Origin of the sequence: Jeotgalibaca ciconiae, assembly GCF_003955755.1 — a bacterium.
In the GTDB taxonomy this organism is placed as follows: Bacteria; Bacillota; Bacilli; order Lactobacillales; family Aerococcaceae; genus Jeotgalibaca; species Jeotgalibaca ciconiae.
Genome location: NZ_CP034465.1, coordinates 814,390 through 832,466 on the forward strand (window position 1 = coordinate 814,390; position 18,077 = coordinate 832,466).

General features: G+C 37.4%; 18 protein-coding genes and 1 other annotated feature. Of the genes, 2 read left to right on the forward strand and 16 right to left on the reverse strand.

Features of this window, described 5'->3' with window-relative positions; genetic code table 11:
• Positions 1-301 precede the first annotated feature (301 nt).
• From EJN90_RS03810 to EJN90_RS03840, 7 genes are all read right to left on the reverse strand, one after another.
• Positions 302-559, reverse strand: coding sequence for a Veg family protein (locus EJN90_RS03810; RefSeq protein WP_126108949.1), 258 nt, complete (start codon positions 557-559; stop codon positions 302-304).
• Positions 560-674: 115 nt separating this feature from the next.
• Entirely contained in the window at positions 675-1,565 is an 891-nt protein-coding gene (gene rsmA, locus EJN90_RS03815; protein WP_126112251.1) for a 16S rRNA (adenine(1518)-N(6)/adenine(1519)-N(6))-dimethyltransferase RsmA, read from the reverse strand.
• Between the two features lie 6 nt (positions 1,566-1,571).
• Positions 1,572-2,150 (reverse strand): ribonuclease M5, encoded by a 579-nt coding sequence (gene rnmV / locus EJN90_RS03820; RefSeq protein ID WP_126108950.1) that lies wholly within the window; start codon positions 2,148-2,150, stop codon positions 1,572-1,574.
• Entirely contained in the window at positions 2,147-2,920 is a 774-nt protein-coding gene (locus EJN90_RS03825; protein WP_126112253.1) for a TatD family hydrolase, read from the reverse strand. Before EJN90_RS03825 ends, rnmV begins: the two co-directional genes overlap by 4 nt.
• 148 nt (positions 2,921-3,068) lie before the next feature.
• Entirely contained in the window at positions 3,069-5,087 is a 2,019-nt protein-coding gene (gene metG, locus EJN90_RS03830; protein WP_126108951.1) for a methionine--tRNA ligase, read from the reverse strand.
• Between the two features lie 98 nt (positions 5,088-5,185).
• On the reverse strand, positions 5,186-5,947 hold the full coding sequence (locus tag EJN90_RS03835) for a MerR family transcriptional regulator (protein ID WP_126108952.1): 762 nt from the start codon (positions 5,945-5,947) through the stop codon (positions 5,186-5,188).
• 333 nt (positions 5,948-6,280) lie between these two features.
• Positions 6,281-7,618 carry a C40 family peptidase gene (locus EJN90_RS03840; protein ID WP_126108953.1) on the reverse strand — a complete coding sequence of 446 codons (1,338 nt, stop codon included), beginning with the start codon at positions 7,616-7,618 and terminating at the stop codon, positions 6,281-6,283.
• 272 nt (positions 7,619-7,890) lie between these two features.
• Positions 7,891-8,096, forward strand: a binding site (T-box leader).
• Positions 8,097-8,159: 63 nt separating this feature from the next.
• Between EJN90_RS03840 and tyrS the strand changes: the two genes are divergently transcribed.
• Together tyrS and EJN90_RS03850 are read left to right on the forward strand one after the other, a co-directional pair.
• Positions 8,160-9,425: a tyrosine--tRNA ligase gene (gene tyrS / locus EJN90_RS03845; RefSeq protein WP_126112254.1), complete on the forward strand. Its 1,266-nt coding sequence runs from the start codon at positions 8,160-8,162 to the stop codon at positions 9,423-9,425.
• 2 nt (positions 9,426-9,427) lie between these two features.
• Positions 9,428-9,931: a GNAT family N-acetyltransferase gene (locus tag EJN90_RS03850; protein ID WP_126108954.1), complete on the forward strand. Its 504-nt coding sequence runs from the start codon at positions 9,428-9,430 to the stop codon at positions 9,929-9,931.
• Between the two features lie 51 nt (positions 9,932-9,982).
• Here EJN90_RS03850 and EJN90_RS03855 read toward each other — a convergent pair whose 3' ends face one another.
• The 9 genes from EJN90_RS03855 to EJN90_RS03890 all read right to left on the reverse strand — a co-directional run bounded on the left by EJN90_RS03855 (position 9,983) and on the right by EJN90_RS03890 (position 18,057).
• Positions 9,983-10,351 carry a hypothetical protein gene (locus tag EJN90_RS03855; protein ID WP_126108955.1) on the reverse strand — a complete coding sequence of 123 codons (369 nt, stop codon included), beginning with the start codon at positions 10,349-10,351 and terminating at the stop codon, positions 9,983-9,985.
• Positions 10,352-10,355: 4 nt separating this feature from the next.
• Positions 10,356-11,213, reverse strand: a complete 858-nt coding sequence (locus EJN90_RS03860) for a DsbA family oxidoreductase (RefSeq protein ID WP_126108956.1) — start codon at positions 11,211-11,213, stop codon at positions 10,356-10,358.
• Complete coding sequence (locus EJN90_RS13850) at positions 11,206-11,364, reverse strand: hypothetical protein (RefSeq protein ID WP_164543997.1); 159 nt, start codon at positions 11,362-11,364, stop codon at positions 11,206-11,208. Before EJN90_RS13850 ends, EJN90_RS03860 begins: the two co-directional genes overlap by 8 nt.
• A gap of 25 nt (positions 11,365-11,389) precedes the next feature.
• Positions 11,390-11,569: a hypothetical protein gene (locus EJN90_RS03865; RefSeq protein WP_126108957.1), complete on the reverse strand. Its 180-nt coding sequence runs from the start codon at positions 11,567-11,569 to the stop codon at positions 11,390-11,392.
• Between the two features lie 10 nt (positions 11,570-11,579).
• Positions 11,580-12,293: an NAD(P)H-dependent oxidoreductase gene (locus EJN90_RS03870; RefSeq protein WP_227872570.1), complete on the reverse strand. Its 714-nt coding sequence runs from the start codon at positions 12,291-12,293 to the stop codon at positions 11,580-11,582.
• A gap of 392 nt (positions 12,294-12,685) precedes the next feature.
• A complete protein-coding gene (locus EJN90_RS03875; RefSeq protein WP_227872571.1) occupies positions 12,686-14,941 on the reverse strand; it encodes a glycoside hydrolase family 2 protein in 2,256 nt (751 codons plus the stop codon).
• Positions 14,942-15,064: 123 nt separating this feature from the next.
• Complete coding sequence (locus tag EJN90_RS03880; protein ID WP_126108958.1) at positions 15,065-16,153, reverse strand: Gfo/Idh/MocA family protein; 1,089 nt, start codon at positions 16,151-16,153, stop codon at positions 15,065-15,067.
• A gap of 34 nt (positions 16,154-16,187) precedes the next feature.
• Complete coding sequence (locus EJN90_RS03885) at positions 16,188-17,051, reverse strand: sugar phosphate isomerase/epimerase family protein (protein WP_126108959.1); 864 nt, start codon at positions 17,049-17,051, stop codon at positions 16,188-16,190.
• Positions 17,011-18,057 (reverse strand): Gfo/Idh/MocA family protein, encoded by a 1,047-nt coding sequence (locus EJN90_RS03890; RefSeq protein ID WP_126108960.1) that lies wholly within the window; start codon positions 18,055-18,057, stop codon positions 17,011-17,013. Before EJN90_RS03890 ends, EJN90_RS03885 begins: the two co-directional genes overlap by 41 nt.
• Positions 18,058-18,077 lie beyond the last annotated feature (20 nt).

The following is an 18,077-nucleotide window of genomic DNA, read 5'->3' on the forward strand; positions in this document are numbered from 1 at the left end:
CAATACTAAATTCAACATAAAATCACAATTAAACAAGTAAAACCACATTAATATATATTTTTTTCTTTTAGTTGCCTGCTTTTTGGTTGGTTTGTGTTATTTATTTTTGCTAAGTAGTGTGCAAAAACAGCCTTAATCCAATAATCATTGGACTAAAGCTGTCTGCTAATTATTACTTTAACTTTTAAGAAATTATTAATAATTCTTCAAAAATATCTTCCAATCAAAAAAGCAGAACAAATCCACATGGACTGTTCTGCTTTTTTAATTTAACTATTTATATACTATTGAATTGCGAGAATTATGCATATTCCCTGGTTTCTTCATCATAAAAAGAAATTTCTACTGAAGAAGTTAAAATATCTGCATAACTGTATGAAACACGTTTAAAAGCATTTTCCTCTTGATCTAAATCTACAACGAAAACAGAATGGTAAGTCTCACGTAAAATTCCCTTTCGTTCAATTTTACGTTTCCTTCCAGCTTGTGCAGTCAACAACACCTTTTTTCCTAAACGATTGTCAAGTTGTTCTTTGATTTCCATCAAACTATCTGGCATGCCCCTTCACCTCACTGTGTGATATTGTAACACAATATAATGAAATTTTCAAGTATATCACAGGGAGAAAAGGGATGCAAGTAAAAGATTTACATATTATTAATAATTGTGCATTTTATTTCTTGTTTTCCAATAACGATAATTCATTTGCCAATTGTGCAAATTCTTCAATGGACAAGGTTTCGGCACGACGACTGCCATCAATGTTTGATGCTTCTAAAGCTGCTTTTAAAAGCTCTTTTATTTCATCAGTTTTTCCAAATAAACTCATTAGATTGTTCCATAACGTTTTTCTACGCTGCTGGAAAGACCCTCTTGTTAACTGAAAGAACAACTTTTCATCGGTTACTGCTACTTTAGGCTCTTCCCTACGCGCTAATCTCAGTACAGCTGAATCGACATTGGGTTGAGGTATAAATACCGTTTTTGGAACAATAAATGAAATTTCAGCTTCCGTATAATAATCAATAGCAACCGTTAAGGAACCATAGTTTTTAGAACTTGGTTGAGCCGTCATCCGTTGCGCTACCTCTTTTTGCATCATCATCACAAATACATCAATGGGCAAATTTGCTTCAATAAAACTCATAATAATTGGAGTTGTAATATAATAAGGTAGATTTGCCGCTACCACAATCCGATCTTCTGGATCAAAATGCTCGGCAATTACTTCTTTTACATTGGCTTGTAAAATATCTTGAAAGATAATTTCCACATTATCATAGGCTGCCAATTCATTTTTTAAAATTGGTTTCAGTCGCTGATCTACTTCAAAAGAAACAACTTTTTTTGCAGCACGGGCTAAGCGCTCTGTTAGTGCGCCTATTCCCGGCCCAATTTCAATGACGCTGGTTTCTTTATCGATTTCTCCCGCTTCAATCATTTTCGTTAAAATACTTGGCTCTATCAAAAAATTTTGCCCTAAACTTTTTTTCATCGACAAACCATATTTCTTTAAGATTTGATTAGTTCTGCTTGGTGTTGCAATATCTTTTTGATTATTTATCTCCATCTATTTCATCTCCTTTTGAACAGCAGGCGGAATTGGGATCCCATTCTGTTCCATAGCTGCTAATATTTCTTCTTGCGTAATTTGGAACATACGAATTCTCTTTACAAACTGTTTGCCGTTTGTGTGCCCGATCCCTAAATAATCACCTAACTGTTTTCGATATTCTGATGATTTTGGTTTGCCCAATAATCCCAGCTCCATAAAAAATGCAGACAAATCATTTTGATCTGTCTCAAAATATGGCGTTTGTACATTTTCCAAAGCAGAACGTATCACTTCTTCGCTGGCATGCTCGATCCCTAAACTCCCGCCTTTTGGTGACTGGCAGTCTTCTTTTCGAATAAAAGCATGTTTGACCCCTGGAATCCGTTGAATAATTATTTCCCGAATTTTACCACCAGGAAAATCTGGATCTGTTAAAACGATTACCCCTCGAATTTTCTGTGCCTTCTCAATTTGCTTGAGTATTTCCTCATCAATTGCAGAACCATTTGTTTCAATCGTATCTGCATTTACTGCTAATTGAACTTTCTTAGTATCATCTCGGCCTTCAACTACAATAATTTCTTTTATCTTCATACTTCATCCAATCTAAATAAACGATTTGCATTACGACTAGTAATTTCTCCTATTTCTGAAACATCTAATCCTCGTAATTCCGCAACTCTCTCCGCCACATATTTTACATAGGCGGGTTCATTTCTCTTACCTCGGTAAGGAACCGGCGCTAAATAAGGAGAGTCCGTTTCAATTAACAGGCGGTCAAGGGGCACTTCTTTCGCGACTTCATGCACTTCAATTGCTTTTTTAAAAGTAACGACTCCGCTCAGAGATATATGCATTCCTAAATCAATAAAATGGTGCATATAAGCCACATCTCCACTGTAGCTATGCATGATTCCTCCAATAGATGAAACGTCTTCCTCACGAAGAATACGATAGGTATCCTCGATTGCATCTCTCATATGGATGGAGATTGGTAATTGTAATTGTTTTGCAATTTGTATTTGTTGTCGGAATACTTTTTCTTGGACTTCCTTGGGGGATGTATTCCAATGATAATCAAGCCCCATTTCGCCCATTGCAACCACTTTATCTTCTGTTAATGAAATCATTAATCCATCTTGTATTTCAGAACTATAGTTGCCTGCCTCAGTGGGATGCCAGCCGATAATGCTATATATTTCTGGATGCATTCTACTTAGTTCTAACGATTTTTTTATAGTTGGTGAATCGAAACCAACAACGGCAAACCTTCCAACTCCTATTTCTTTTGCACGTTGAATGACTTCTTCGACATCTTCATCGAATGCATCAACATTCAAATGACAGTGTGTATCAAAGAGCACAGACATCAACTTCCTTTCTAACAAGTATACTCTTCCCTATTATACTGTTTTTTCTGCTAAGTTTCTTTTTAGAATCCTGTTTTTAATAATATTATCAGAAATTAGAAAAGCTGGAGGCAATTTTGCTCCAGCTCATCTCTTCTAATTATTATGCTACTGTCGAACCATTCTCTGCTTCTTTTGGAGCAAAAACTACTTGTAGTTCTCCATCTTTTTCAGCTGAAAGAATCATTCCTTGACTGATTTCACCACGCATCTTACGTGGTTTCAAATTCGCAACAATGACCACTTTTTTGCCAATGAAAAATGCGGGATCAGCATACCATTCAGCAATTCCTGACAGAATTTGACGATGTCCTTTATCGCCTGCATCTAAACGGAACTTCAATAGTTTATCTGCGCCTTCTACTTTTTGACAATCAATGACTTCTGCAACTTTTAATTCGACCTTGTCAAAGTCTTCATATTTGATTTGTTTTTCTTTTTCACTTACGAGTTCAGTTTCATTTGGATCCCAAAGCGGAGCATCACTTTCTTCTTCCTCTTCTTCAACAGGGGAAATCTGCTCTTGGATATAAGCAACTTCTTCTTCTGCATCCAAACGCGGGAAAATTGGACTTCCTTTTTTAACGACTGTCGTTCCTTCAGGAAATTGTCCAAAGGAAAGCTTGTCCCAAGTGCCATCTTCTACAAAATCCAAACCGAGTTGCTCAAAGATTTTCACGGGAGATTGCGTCATGAATGGAGATAATAGTATCGCTGTAATACGCAATACTTCAGCTAAATGAACCATTACACTTCCTAGTTCTTCTCGTCTCTCTTCGTCTTTTACTAAAATCCATGGTTCTGTTTCATCAATGTATTTATTTGCTCGTGAAATCAAACGCCATACTTCAGCAAGTGCCACACTAAATTGCATATTGTCCATTTCAGATATATATTTGGCAATGACTTTTCCAGCCACTTCTTCTAAATCTGCATCGAAAGCTGTTTGTTGTCCAGACCATGCAGGAAGTTTACCATCAAAATATTTATTAATCATGGCAACAGTACGATTCAACAAGTTCCCTAAGTCATTTGCCAAATCATAATTAATACGATTAATATAATCTTCCGGTGTAAATACGCCATCACTTCCAAAACTGATTTCTCTCATTAAATAATAACGTAATGCATCCAGTCCATAGCGCTCTACAAGAATTTCTGGATAAACAACATTTCCTTTAGATTTAGACATTTTGCCGTCCTTCATTTGTAACCAGCCATGTCCAAATATTTTTTTAGGGAGTGGTAAATCCAATGCCATCAATAGAATCGGCCAATAAATCGTATGGAAGCGAACAATTTCTTTCCCTACCATATGAACATCAGCTGGCCAATATTTTTCGAATAATGTTGTGTCATCCGATCCATAGCCTAATGCTGTAATGTAGTTTGCTAATGCATCGATCCATACATAAACGACATGCTTCGGATTGCTCTTCACTGGCACTCCCCATGAGAATGTTGTCCGGGAAACTGCTAAATCTTCCAGTCCTGGTTTGATAAAGTTGTTTACCATTTCATTTTTACGTGATTCCGGCTGAATAAAATCTGGATGGTCTTCATAATATTGCAACAAACGGTCTGCATATTTACTCATGCGGAAGAAGTAAGATTCTTCTTTAACAAGTTCCACTTCATGTCCACTTGGTGCAATTCCGCCCGTCACTTTTCCATTTTCATCACGGAACACTTCGGATAGTTGTGTTTCTGTAAAGTATTCTTCATCAGAAACGGAATACCAGCCTTCATATTCTCCAAGGTAAATATCTCCTTGTTCCACCAAGCGTTCGAAAATCATTTGAACTGCTTTGACATGAGGCTTATCAGTTGTTCGAATAAATTGATCATTCGAGATTTCCAGTGTTTTCCAAAGCTTTTTAATATCTGCAGCCATGCCATCTACATATTTTTGTGGACTTATGCCCATCTCAGCCGCTTTTTTTTCAATTTTTTGTCCATGTTCATCTGTTCCAGTTAAGTAATGAACATCATATCCTTGTAAACGTTTATAGCGCGCCATTGCATCACATGCAACAGTCGTATAAGAGTTTCCAATATGTAATTTCCCACTTGGATAATAAATAGGCGTGGTAATATAGAACGTTTCTTTTTCTTTAAACACGAATGAGTGCCTCCTTAGAAGTTTGCAAGTTTTAAATTTGTTTTCAGCAAACTTGCATATACGCCCTATTCTACCATAAAATCCCTTCTATGGATGCTTTATTTTTGAGTATAATCATAGATTGCATCACGCAAGAATTGTGCCGCTCCACTTCCAGCTGGTCCATCATAATATTTCCTGAAACGTTCATCCATGACGTACATATCACTTAGTCCTCGTTGCGCTTCTTCAGAGTACGATGGCCACGTATAAGTCAGCCATTTTTTATGTAATTCGACCACTTCAACTGCTTCTTCGCCAGCGATATCTTGTGTCTTCATAGCATTTTTCAGTTTTTCTAAAATATCTGCCGCCATTTCCTGCATTTCGTTATATTGTTTTTCCGTTAAATTGGCAAATTTTTTGTTTGATTTTTCTACGGTTTCTTTTCCATAACGCTCTCTAATTTCTTCCCCGTATTTCTCTTCATTTTCTGCTAATTGTTTTTGTTTAAATCCTTCAAATTTTTCTTTATCGGTCATTTTTATCGTTCCTTTCTTACTTGCTAATGTTTTATCGATTGTCTGCAGTAGTTGATCCAGTTGTTGCCTTTTTGCCAGCAGCTGTTTTCTATGATTTTTTAAAGACGTTACGCTATCAAAGTTGTCATCATCCAAAATATTTTTTATTTCTTCCAACGGCAGTTCCAACTCCCTGAAAAATAGAATCTGTTGCAATCTTTCAATTTCTTCCTCTCCATAAATACGATAGCCGGAAGAATTAACTCGCTTTGGTTTCAATAAATTGATTGAGTCATAATAACGAAGCGTGCGGCTGCTGACAGAAGCTAACTGACTTAATTTTTTGATGGTATATTCCATTCACGTACCTCCCTATTGCTATAATAGACCTTTACGTAACGTCAAGGTCAAGTGTTTTGAAAAAAATTATTATGAAATTTTGTAATTAGATGGATTATTCCGTCTAGTGAGTTGCAGTTTGAGCAGCATTAGATGGAATTACATTCTATTCTCATCTAGTGGATTCCCGAAAATGATACTACTGAACGGAATAACAGTTTTTTCCGTCTAGTGGCGACTTTAAAGGGGCTTCAGTGGATTAAATACTCTCTTACTACTTGAGGTAGACTAAAATACTGGAGACAGAAAAAAGACAGCTCCGGAGAACTGTCTTTTGTTTATTATTCATTTAAATTATCTTGCTACGCGAACAGCGAAGCTTGGAGTGAAGTATTGTGTACTGTTTACTTCTACAACGCCGCCTTCGTCAGGAGCATGGATGTATTGACCATTTCCTAGAGCGATTGCCACATGATATGGGCTGCCTTTTGGTCCCCAGAATAGTAGGTCACCAGCTTGTGCTTGTGATACAGAGATTTGTGTTCCCGCATATTGTTGAGGACCTGTCCAGCCGCCAATTTCGATTCCGTATGCTTCACGGAATACATATGCTGTAAATCCAGAACAGTCAAAACCACTTGGTGTTTTTCCACCCCACACATAAGGTACGCCTAGATATTTATAGGCTACACTAACTACATCACCAGTTGGCGCTGAAATTGTCGGAGCAGCTGGCTTTTCTTCAACTTTTTCAACAGGAGTTGAAGGAGCTGGTGCTGAAGGTTGTGAAACCTCAGTCGTTACCTCAGTATTCACTGTAGTATTTGTAGTATTGTTCGTTTGTGTTGGCGCTGTTACTGTTGGAGTTTGGTTTGATGCAACTTCAACTACTGACTCTTGTGCAGCTTCTTCAGCAGCTTTAGCTGCTTCAGCTTCTGCTAATAATGCAGCTTCCGCTGCAGCAATTGCTGCTTCTTCTGCAAGCCTTTGACGTTCTGCTTCTTCAGCAGCACGACGATCAGCTTCTTCTTTTTCTGCGATAGATCTTTGACGATCTTCTTCTGCAGTTGCTTTTTCAGCACTTAAAGCAGCTAATGCACTTTCTTGCTCAATATTTTTTACTTCTAATTGCCCTTTTAATTCTTCAAGCTCATATGTCATTGACATAATATCATTTAACTTTTCTTCAGATTCGACTTTTTTATCTTCCACTGCTTGTTGATCTTGAACTTGTTGCTCTACTAAATCTTTGTTAGCAGAAACCATTGTTGTAACTACGTCTACTCGAGAGATTAAGTCTGTCAAAGATTCTGAAGCAAAAATAAAGTTCATATAATTTGTGTTTGATCCATTTACTTGAACTGAACGAGCTTGTTCTTTCAATTGGCCTTCACGTTGATCGATAATTTGTTGTAATTGTGCAATTTCTTCTTTCAGTAAATCAATTTCTTCGTTTGTTGCCAGACGTTGATTTAATAATTCTGATGCACGATCTTCAGCTGCTGTAATTTCAGCTTGTACTTCTGCAAGCACAGCTGCTGCAGAATCAACACGATTAGATAGTTCGTTAACTTTCTGTTCTTGTTCTTCAATTTTATCAGTTAGTTCATCAGCAGATGCCGCATATGGCGCTACAAAAGTTGCTGAAAGGATTGAACTAGTTAAAATAAGAGTAGCAAGTTTCTTTTTCAAGTCGATTCCTCCGTTTTTCTTTACGCTTTATTTAAAACTTTAATGTTCATTTATATTTTTTTAAGAGTTTCTTTACTATTTTTCTCAACGTTGAAATCATATCACAGTTTATTTGTGAAAAATCACTTTTCGACAACTTGTAGCTGCTTTGTAACAGAACTGTAATGATAACCGACATATGTTTCAAATTCACTCGTAGTTAGAAATATCGGTGAGACTATATTGACTTTTTTTCTGTACTTGACTATACTGATTTCAATAATTAAAAACAATGATAAGCATTGAAGGAACGCAGTAGAAATAAGGTTTTGCATAATAGAGAGCCAGGATTGGTGGAAACTGGTACACCCTTATCTTGAATTACATTCCCGAGCTTCTTTTAAAAGCGCGTGACATACGATACATGTTAGAGTGGTTTCATTATTCATTTTTTAATGAAACAATTTGGGTGGTAACACGGTGAATAATCGTCCCTGATGAAGACAATTGTCTTTGTCAGGGATTTTTTTATTTATAAAATAAAGGAGATGCAACAATGGAAATGAGAAATATTATTGATGAATTACAATGGCGCGATGCGATTAACCAACAAACAGATGAGGAAGGTCTTCGTGAATTAATCGAAAAGAAAAGCATCGGATTGTATTGTGGAATCGATGCAACTGGATCCAGCATGCATATTGGGCACTTGATACCTTTCATGATTCTAAAAAGATTTCAGTTAGCTGGTCATAAGCCCGTTATTCTTATTGGTGGTGCAACTGGTTCAATTGGGGATCCAAGTGGGAAATCTGAAGAACGTACTTTGCAATCAGAAGAAACGGTTGCATATAATGCTGAACAAATTACAAAACAAATGAAAAATTTGTTTCGAGCTGGAGAAGAAGATTCTGAAATACGTTTAGTTAACAACTTGGATTGGACAAAAAATCTGTCTTTATTAGATTTTTTACGTGATTTTGGAAAGAATTTTAATATTAACACCATGCTTGCAAAAGACATTGTTGCAAGCCGCTTGGAAACAGGAATCTCGTTCACTGAATTCTCATACCAAATCCTTCAATCCATGGATTACTTGCACCTATACCGCAATTTGGATGTTCAATTACAAGTCGGCGGTGCAGACCAATGGGGTAATATTACAGCTGGACTAGAGCTTATTCGAAAAAAAGAAGGTGCAGAAGCAGAAGCCTTTGGATTAACAATTCCACTGATGTTAAAAGCAGATGGGACGAAATTTGGTAAGACTGCTGGCGGAGCAGTTTGGTTAGATCCAAAACAAACAACACCCTATGAATTTTACCAATTTTGGGTAAACCAAGACGACCGCGATGTTGTGAAATACTTAAAATTCTTTACCTTCTTAACGAAGGAAGAAATCAATGCTCTAGCAGAAAAAGTGGCAACAGAGCCTCATAAGCGTGAAGCACAAAAAACATTAGCTGCTGAAATGACAAAATTTGTTCACGGCGAAAAGTCATTAGAAGATGCATTAAAAATTACCGATGCATTATTTACGGGTGACGTTTCTCAACTTTCTGCTGATGAAATCGAACAAGGTTTCAAAAATATGCCTACATTTGAATCGGCTTTAACGGAACAAGAATTAGTTACTTGGTTAGTAGATACCGGTATTGAGCCTTCTCGCCGTCAATCCAGAGAAGATATTAAGAATGGTGCTATCTCTATTAATGGTGAGAAAATTACTGATTTAGAATTTGTTATCACTGCGGAAAACTCATTTGAAAATCGTTTTATTATCGTTCGCCGCGGCAAGAAAAAATACTTCCTTGTAAAGTTGGTGTAATCATGACTGCTACTCTAGAGCTAATAGCTGTACGAGACACGCTGCAAGCAGAAGATCTTGCTGAATTGGCGCACACAATTTGGCATGAATACTATTTACCACTTTTAGGACAAGAGCAAGTCAGCTATATGTTAAAAACGTTTCAATCGACAGAGAAAATCATCGCAGATATTGCTGAGAATAAGGTGGAATACTTCATTATAGAAGCTGATGAAAAAGAAATTGGCTATGCTGGAATCGAATGGCAGGAAGATAGCCTCTTTATTAGTAAGCTCTACCTATTAAAGGAAGCGCGCGGTAAGGGTTATGCCTATCAACTTATACAGACCTTTATCCAAAAGGCCAAAGAACGCAGCAAAAAAACAATGACACTGACCGTGAATAAAGATAATAAAGATTCTATTCGTTTTTATGAAAAGGTTGGCTTTAAGCGCATCGATTCAGTTGTTTCTCCTATTGGAAACAACTTTGTAATGGATGATTATATTTATGAATATGTGCTTTAATAATAAAACGAAGCGGAGCGGAGCAAGTAATATGCTCCGCTCCGCTTCGTTTTATTTTCCTATTTTCTCTTTAATCGCTCTTCGCTTGGTTTTTATCAATACATTTAGGAGGATCAAGATTATGCCTACGGTTAGCATAATGACAACGTTTGTGGCATTCAGCAACTGTAACAGGAAAACAGCTACCCCATAAATTAAAATGGTGATTAAATTCAGTTTTTCTTCCCAATCATCTGTTTTTGGATAATCTTTCGAAATTTTTACAAAAAGAAAGTGAATCAAATAAAAACCAGCTAAAGCAATAAAAATGAATAGTGAGTTTTCATAATCGCCTAACAAGTAGCCGAAGTACCGCTTTAACAGTATACTAAACACCAGAAAAATGGATTGAAGAAGATTTTCTTTTTCTTTTATCGTCATAGTTTCATCCTTGCTCTGCTTTATAATAACCCTGGCCAAGCAGTTTCCCTTGTTGATAATTTTCTTTTCCAACAGTTAATTCAACAAAGCTTTCAACTTCTGTTTCAGACAAGTTATATAAGATTTCGATTTCTCGATTCAACATGAGCGGTGTATCTTTCATTAATATATCCAAACTTGGCACAGGGTCAGGTATTAGGTTCACTTCTGGTAATGCTTGCTTCAATGCCTCCACTAAAGCTTCAAGTGGTTGCGCTCCAACGATTTTCAATCCTTGGCTCTGTTCATTCACTAACACAATACTTGGAAAACCAGATATAGTTAAGGCGCTAGCAAGACCTAAATCACCATTCAACAGCGTCCTGCCTTCAAATGAGTCGGCTTGTTCAGCAATCAATTCGCTATCTAAATCCATTTCTTCTAAAATCCCTTTTAAAACTTCTTCTTTGGAAATATCTTGATTCCATAACATAACCGTTTCACGAAGTTTTCGTAAAAATAGTTGTGCTTTTTCCGGATGGTCTCTTTCTACAATTTGGTATACTTGGGAACTTGGAAAAGAGGAAGAGATTGGCTCATCCAACCAAATTCGTCCGTCAATGACCATTCTCGAATAGTCACCGATTTCACGCCAATGCTTCGCCACATCAACAGCGTCCGTAATACCATTTGCTCCATCTCCGCCAAACGTTTCCCATTTTTCAATCATGCCACCCATAATCGTGGTATCATTCGCAATATACTTCGCATATTGATAACGAAACTTTCTCAAAGTTGGTTCAAAAACCCAACAAAAAGAACACAGCGGATCGGTTCCATAATATAAATCTACTTTTGGTATCTGTCCGATTTCATTATTCATCTTTTTTTCCTACTTCATTTTGTTTTTTTTCTTTCGGATTTTTGGCCGCTGATCCACAAATACCTGTTATCGGATCGCAATACGCTCCCTCATCCATTGAATCGTTCACGATTTCAATAAATGTGAATGTTTTTTTCTTTTCCTCTTCCATAATCAATCATCATCCTTTCTGACTATCAGCCCCACTCTTTGGGACTCCACATCCGTCCGTCAATCTCGCCTTGAGTTTGCTCAATTCGCTTGTATTGCTCATTAATCAGTTTTGCGAATTCTTGAAATAGGGCGGTCTGTCGGTAATCCTTGCTTCGTTCTTCTAATAGCTTTATTTGGTTAAGCATCCAGTCTTTTTGTTCCATCATTTTTTCCTCACAACTCTTCTAGCTCTTGAAGTGTAAATAATAAATCATCTAACTGTTCTCGGTTCTCTTCCATTTGTTCAATCAATAATTCAATTAATTGCTGGTCTTCTTCTGAAAAATCTTTTTTACCATAGGTTCTTAATTCTTGTTTGAACCACTGCTCTCTTGCAACTAACGAATCATCATTCTGATTCGTTAAGTATTGACGATATCGAATCAACAAGGCTTTTTTTTCCGACTCAGACAAATAGTCAAAACGTGCAAGTAATAAAACAGGCAAATAAATCATTCCACACTTATTCGCTACCGCTTCAAATGGGCGCATTAATTCAGGGATTGTGAATTTTTCTTCTCTTCCAGCTTGATAGGCTCGTTCATGAACACCTGTTGTCACTATTAAGCCAAATTCTTTCCCTGTAAGAAGGTTTCCTGTCTTTCCGTAAGCAAATCCTTCAGTAAGGACTTCATCCTGCCATTGCTTCAATAAGGGCGGTGAGCTATACCAGTATAAAGGAAATTGAAAAAGAATCCGATCATGTTCTAATAATAGTGTTTGTTCTTTTTGAATATCAATTTGATTACTAGGATATTCCTTTTCTAAATGATGCCAACTGACACCTTCCTCTGGCAAACTTTCCCACAAAAAACGTTGTGTATGCGAATCTGCAATGCTTGGGTGGGAAATAATCAATAATGTACGCATAGCAACTCCGTCCTTCATTTTTATTTCTTCTAAAATCATAGCAATCGACGAGCAACAATTCAATGAATTAGCTTACACAATTTTCGTAAAAAATTTCGTAATAGCGGTAATATATCTTTTCCAACACACATCAAAGTAAAAATTTAGCAGCTGGATAGATTAGAAAAGCGGACAAGTCCGCCTTGGCCTATGAAAAAATAGGAAATTTGACCCTGAATTGTCAGGAGACTTCACGCTTCAGCGGGTTAGTCGAATGATATGCGTTAGCGAGCAGCGAAGCGCGCAATGGGGCAAATTTATCTTTTTTTCACTAGGTCAGGACTTGGGAGCTAGACATTGATGGTTGAACTTATAATCCCCTAGTCTATGAAAAAAAACGGTTAGGAGCTACCACCCAACCGTCTTCCTTTTTACTTTTTAATTTTTTGTAACTGCTTATTTAGATGATTCACAGCAACTTCTGGAATATCAGGAACCAAAGTTCTCAACAACTCTTCCACTTTTCTGTCTTTCATCATGCCTAGAGAACCTTTTTTCAATAATGCTTTTGTAATCGCCCGTGCTGCCTCAATAAGAACATCACCAGCTTCTTCATTTTTCAATATTTCTCCTACTGTATCTTGAATGGAATAAGCAGAAGGATCAATTTCTATGTTAACTTGGTCCGCTTTAATATCATCAAACCAATTCTGTACATTGCTCATATCAACAGCGTCATCTAAAACGTAAGCTGGATTCGATTTCGTTACTTTTCGGAAAGTTACGGAATCTGTCCATTCATCAGTTTGTGCCGATATCTGTATAAATTCATTTTCTAAAGGAACATTCTTAAAGACAAATACTTTCTTTCCTTCCAAGGTACCAAACTCTTTTCCATTTACACTTAACGTAACAGATGGCTGATTACTATATACCTTCACATCCATTTTATCGTAAGGACGTTCTGCATAACGACGACCAGCAATGTGCACAAATGGTTCATTGCTCCAATAAGCTTTATAAATATAGAAAGAATCTTTCTTAATCTTTCGATCGAGAGTTACCAGGCCTTTATTATTTCTTCCCAATACGCCGCCTTCGTCTCGATTGTCCGCACCAAAATCGAACATGTTCCAGTTATGAGTTGCCCACAGCCAAGGGCGTTCTTCAATCATTTGAGCTAAATGCTCATGATAGATTGCTTGATACTCTTCTGAATAGTCACCGCGGCCTGGGTTATCAGTATGAATACGGATATTCGCTTCACAACCATATTCTGATATTCCAATTGCCCGCTCAGGATATTTCGTATGGAAAGCATCAAACCATTGGTCGTTTTCTTCTATTTCACCAAAGTACCAGCCAAAGTAATGATTATAAGAAACAATATCGGTGATTTGATTGTGTTCACTTTCCATTGGCAACATCGAAACTTGGGCCATAGTTGTTAAGCGAGTATTATCAAGTGAATGAGTCAATTCATTTAGATCTTTCAAATTTTCAATCAGTTGCTCTGAGTCGCCGCTGATTGTAATTTCATTTGAGATTCCCCAGAAACAAATAGAAGGATGGTTGTAATTTTGTACAATCAATTCTTGCATTTGTGAGCGAGCATTTACATGTGCCGATGGATCTGCGTTCATTGCAGAAATAAATGGAATCTCGGCCCATACAACAAAACCCAAAATATCACACGCATCATAGAAAGCTTGGTTATGTTGGTAGTGTGCAAGACGAACGGTATTGGCACCAATCTCTTTAATAATTAACGCATCTTCCCAATGGTCTGCTTCCGTTAATGCATTTCCAATACCACATTTATCTTGGTGACGAGATACCCCGCGCAACGGCATAGACTTGCCATTCAAGAAGAAGCCCTTCTGAGGGTCTACGTGGAATTCACGAATTCCCAGTAAACAAGAAACTTCATCCACTACATCGTTATTACGGACAAGACTTGCTGTCACATGATAAAGATAGGGGTCTTCAATACCTTGCCATAAGTGTGCATTTTGCACAAATAAAGAATGGGTTTGTTTTTCATTTGCACTTAAATAGGATTCTGAAACGATTTGTTCCGACTCATCATAAATAGTAACAACCACTTGATCGGTTTCCTGCGGATTAGTGATAAAGGTTTCTGCAGAAACCCATGCATGTTCCCCATCAATTTTAGAAGAAACAGTGAGGCCTTTCCCGCCCCAAAAATCTAAATCAAAGTGAGTTTCTGGTACAACGATGCATTTCACATCTCGGTACATTCCACCATAGAACGTAAAATCAGCCGTTTGTGGGTAGACATTGTCCTGATGCGAATTGTCAGCACTCACTACAATCAAGTTAGTACGATCTTTTTGCAGCGTCTCAGTAACATCTACTCGAAAAGTAGAAAAGCCGCCTTCATGTCTGATTATTTTTTTATCATTCACATATACTTCAGCAGTATTTCCTACCCCTTCAAATTCTAAGTAAACACGGTCGCCTGGATCAACGGATGAATAACCGATTTCTTTGGCATAATAACCGATCCCCCGATGAAAATCACTTCCCCCATCCTGTCCATCTATATTATTCCACGTATGAGGCACCGTCACATCTTCCCATTCCTCTGGAAGGATTGTTGGTCTTTCTTGTTCAATTTTTGAAAATTTCCAATCATCATTCAAATAATAGATTTTTCTCATCATTCGAACCTCCTGTGCTTTTCTAGCTTTATTTTAATATACAGCGTGTCATAAAAATAGTGAATCTATCACTCTTGAGAAAAGCTCATGATGCTAGATGTGGTAGGTGCTATTTTACTAATCGAATCATACTGAAAAATCGCTAATAACAATTGCTTGTTCCTGTGCTTTCAAGCATAATTCCTGTGCTTTGAAAATATGATCTTGTGTCATAGCATTTTCTGTTCCGTTAATGATGTCAAGAATCATTTCCCCAAAGAACGGGAAGCCGACTTCGCCAGTAACTGCATAATGCTCTTCGCTATCTTTTGTTACTAAGAATACATGATCTCCTGTCTCTTCAGTGGCAACATTGATATATTTACGGATTTCAATCGTTCCTTCTGTCCCAGTAATAAAGGTACGTCCGTCTCCCCATGTACCAAGTCCATCAGGCGTGAACCAATCTACCTTGAAAATAAAGCTTGCACCATTTTCCCCTACTAATGTTGCATCTCCGTAGTCTTCCAATTCAGGTGTATCAGGATTACTGTAATTCCCTACTTTACTATGAAGAACTTTTGCATCTTTATTCCCAGTATAATAGAGGAATTGCTCAATTTGATGACTACCAATATCTGTTAAAATACCCCCATATTGTTCTTTTTTGAAGAACCATTCTGGACGTTTTTCTTTATCAAGTCGGTGTGGTCCAAAACCAGTTACTTGGATGACTTTACCGATTTTCCCTTCATTGATTAGTTGACCTGCAAAAATAGCCCCCTCAACGTGTATACGTTCACTGAAGTAAACCCAGTATCTACGTCCTGTTTCTGCAGCTACTTTTTTCGTTTCTTCTAATTGTTCCATCGTTGTAAAGCCTGTTTTATCAGTGAAGTAATCTTTACCGGCTCGCATTACTCGATTTCCTAAAGCACTGCGCAAGTTCGGTACCGCTGCAGCAGCTACTAATTGAATTTCTGGGTCTTCCAAAATTTGTTCCAATGAATCCGCTGCTGGAATTGCTGGAAATGCTTCTTGATAAGCTTTTAGTTTTTCTGGATCCGGATCATACACATACTTAATTGTAGCTCCAGCTTCTAGCAATCCATTCGACATTCCGTTGATATGTCCATGATCAAGCGCAGTGACCCCCACAACGAATTCACCTGCTTCAACCACCTTATTTACTTCTTTTCCTTTTGGAGCATAATTCATTCCATCTTTCCCGGACATTTATATTCCCCTTTCCATCTAACTTATTCTCTATTTAAAATAAATCCTCATAACCTAAATCAATCAAATGTTGACGCGATTCAGCTAAACATTCGAATGGATCACGCCCATAAGTATCGTCTTGTTCTACTAATAAATAACGCACCCCTGACTCTAAGCTTTGTTCAATAATTCCTTTCAGATCAAGACTTCCTTGCCCTAATTCAGCAAATTGAACTAAATCAGCAAAGTGACGATGGAAGGTCTCATTATCCCCTTCACGAAAAGCCGCCATTGCTTCTTGGGGCATTTGACTGATACGGTAGTCTTTCAAGTGGATAAGCTCAACTTTTCCTGCATAATCTTTAATTACCTCGATTGGATCTGCTCCTCCACGATAAATCCAATGAACATCCAATTCAAATCCCAGCAAGGGTGCATTTTCACGAATGATATCCAGCATATACTTACCATCATACTTAGCGAATTCAACATGATGGTTATGATAATACAAAGTAATTCCATCTTCTTTTAATCGCTTTGTTACTTCATTCGCTTGTTCACAGAATGCTAAAACTGTTTCCAGAGATTCCATGGACTCGCGGGGCAACATCCCAATTCTTAGCAAGTCACAATTTAATGTACGACAATCATCTACAATTTTATCGTAATGTGTTGTTAAAGATTCTTCTCCTGGGCGATTTGGTTTCAGCCCTGCACTCAATGAAGCTATCTCGATATCAAACTCTTCGCTGGCACGTTTAATCTCCGCCACATTTTCGGCTGTCATTTCAACTTGAGAAATCTCTACAGCACCGTATCCTAAATCAGCAACTCTCTTCAACGTTTCATAGGGACCTAACTCTTTAAATTCTTTTTTAACCGTGAATCCTTGCACACCGATTTTTGCTTTTGTCATTCTTTATTTCCTCCATTTCAATGGTTCGTTGTTCTCTCGAAGACTTTTTCATTGCATCAATCATAAGCATAGATGGTAAAGCATCTTCCGCAGATACATATTCGTCTGTATCAGCTTCAATTGCATTATAAAAACTCTGAATAAAGGTTGCGTGACTTGGACCATAGTAAGATTTTGTCCCCTCTGCTCTCGCGTCTACCGCCAAGCTTTCTACATTTCCTTCAAAATCAACTTTAAATAATTGATAATTTTTGATCGTAAAAGTCGCCTGATCCGTAACGACTTCCACTTCCACACTTGAATCAGTCGCATAGGCATTTGTGGACATATATAAACCTTTTGTCCCTTCTGCAAAAGTAAAGTTGGCTACCGCAGTATCTTCAACTTCGACTTCATAATCTGTGATATTCGAAAGACTGGCTTTACATGCTGTGAGTTCTCCTCCTATTAACTGCATCAAATCAAGTGTATGGATTGCTTGATTAATAATTGTTCCTCCGCCAGCAGTATCCATCTTCCCCCGCCATGGTTTGTCAATATAGTATTGGTCTGCACGATGCCAAGCAACAAGCCCTTTAATTGCTTTCACTTCTCCACTACTTCCCTCGCTAAGTACTTCAAGTAATTTTTGGGAAGTTGCATTATAACGATTTTGGAAGCAAATCGCTATTTTACTATTGGTTTTTTCAGCTAATTCTTTTACACAAACGCCTTCTTGATAGTCTAGAGAAAGTGGTTTTTCCTGTAGTACATGGACACCTTTTTCTGCACATAATTTGGTTATCGGATAGTGAAGGTAATGTGGCAAACAAATATGTACAACATCTAGCTCTTCATTCTTTAACATCGTTTCAACATCCGTATAAAAAGGTAGGTCTGGATAGACAGTCTTTAGCGTTTCATCAATATCACACACTGCAACAAGCTCTCCATTTTGAGCTTGTTTGATTCCTGCATAATGAACGGATGAAACAGTACCTAAACCGATAATTGCTGCTCTCAGCATAATTGTCACGTCTCTTTCTA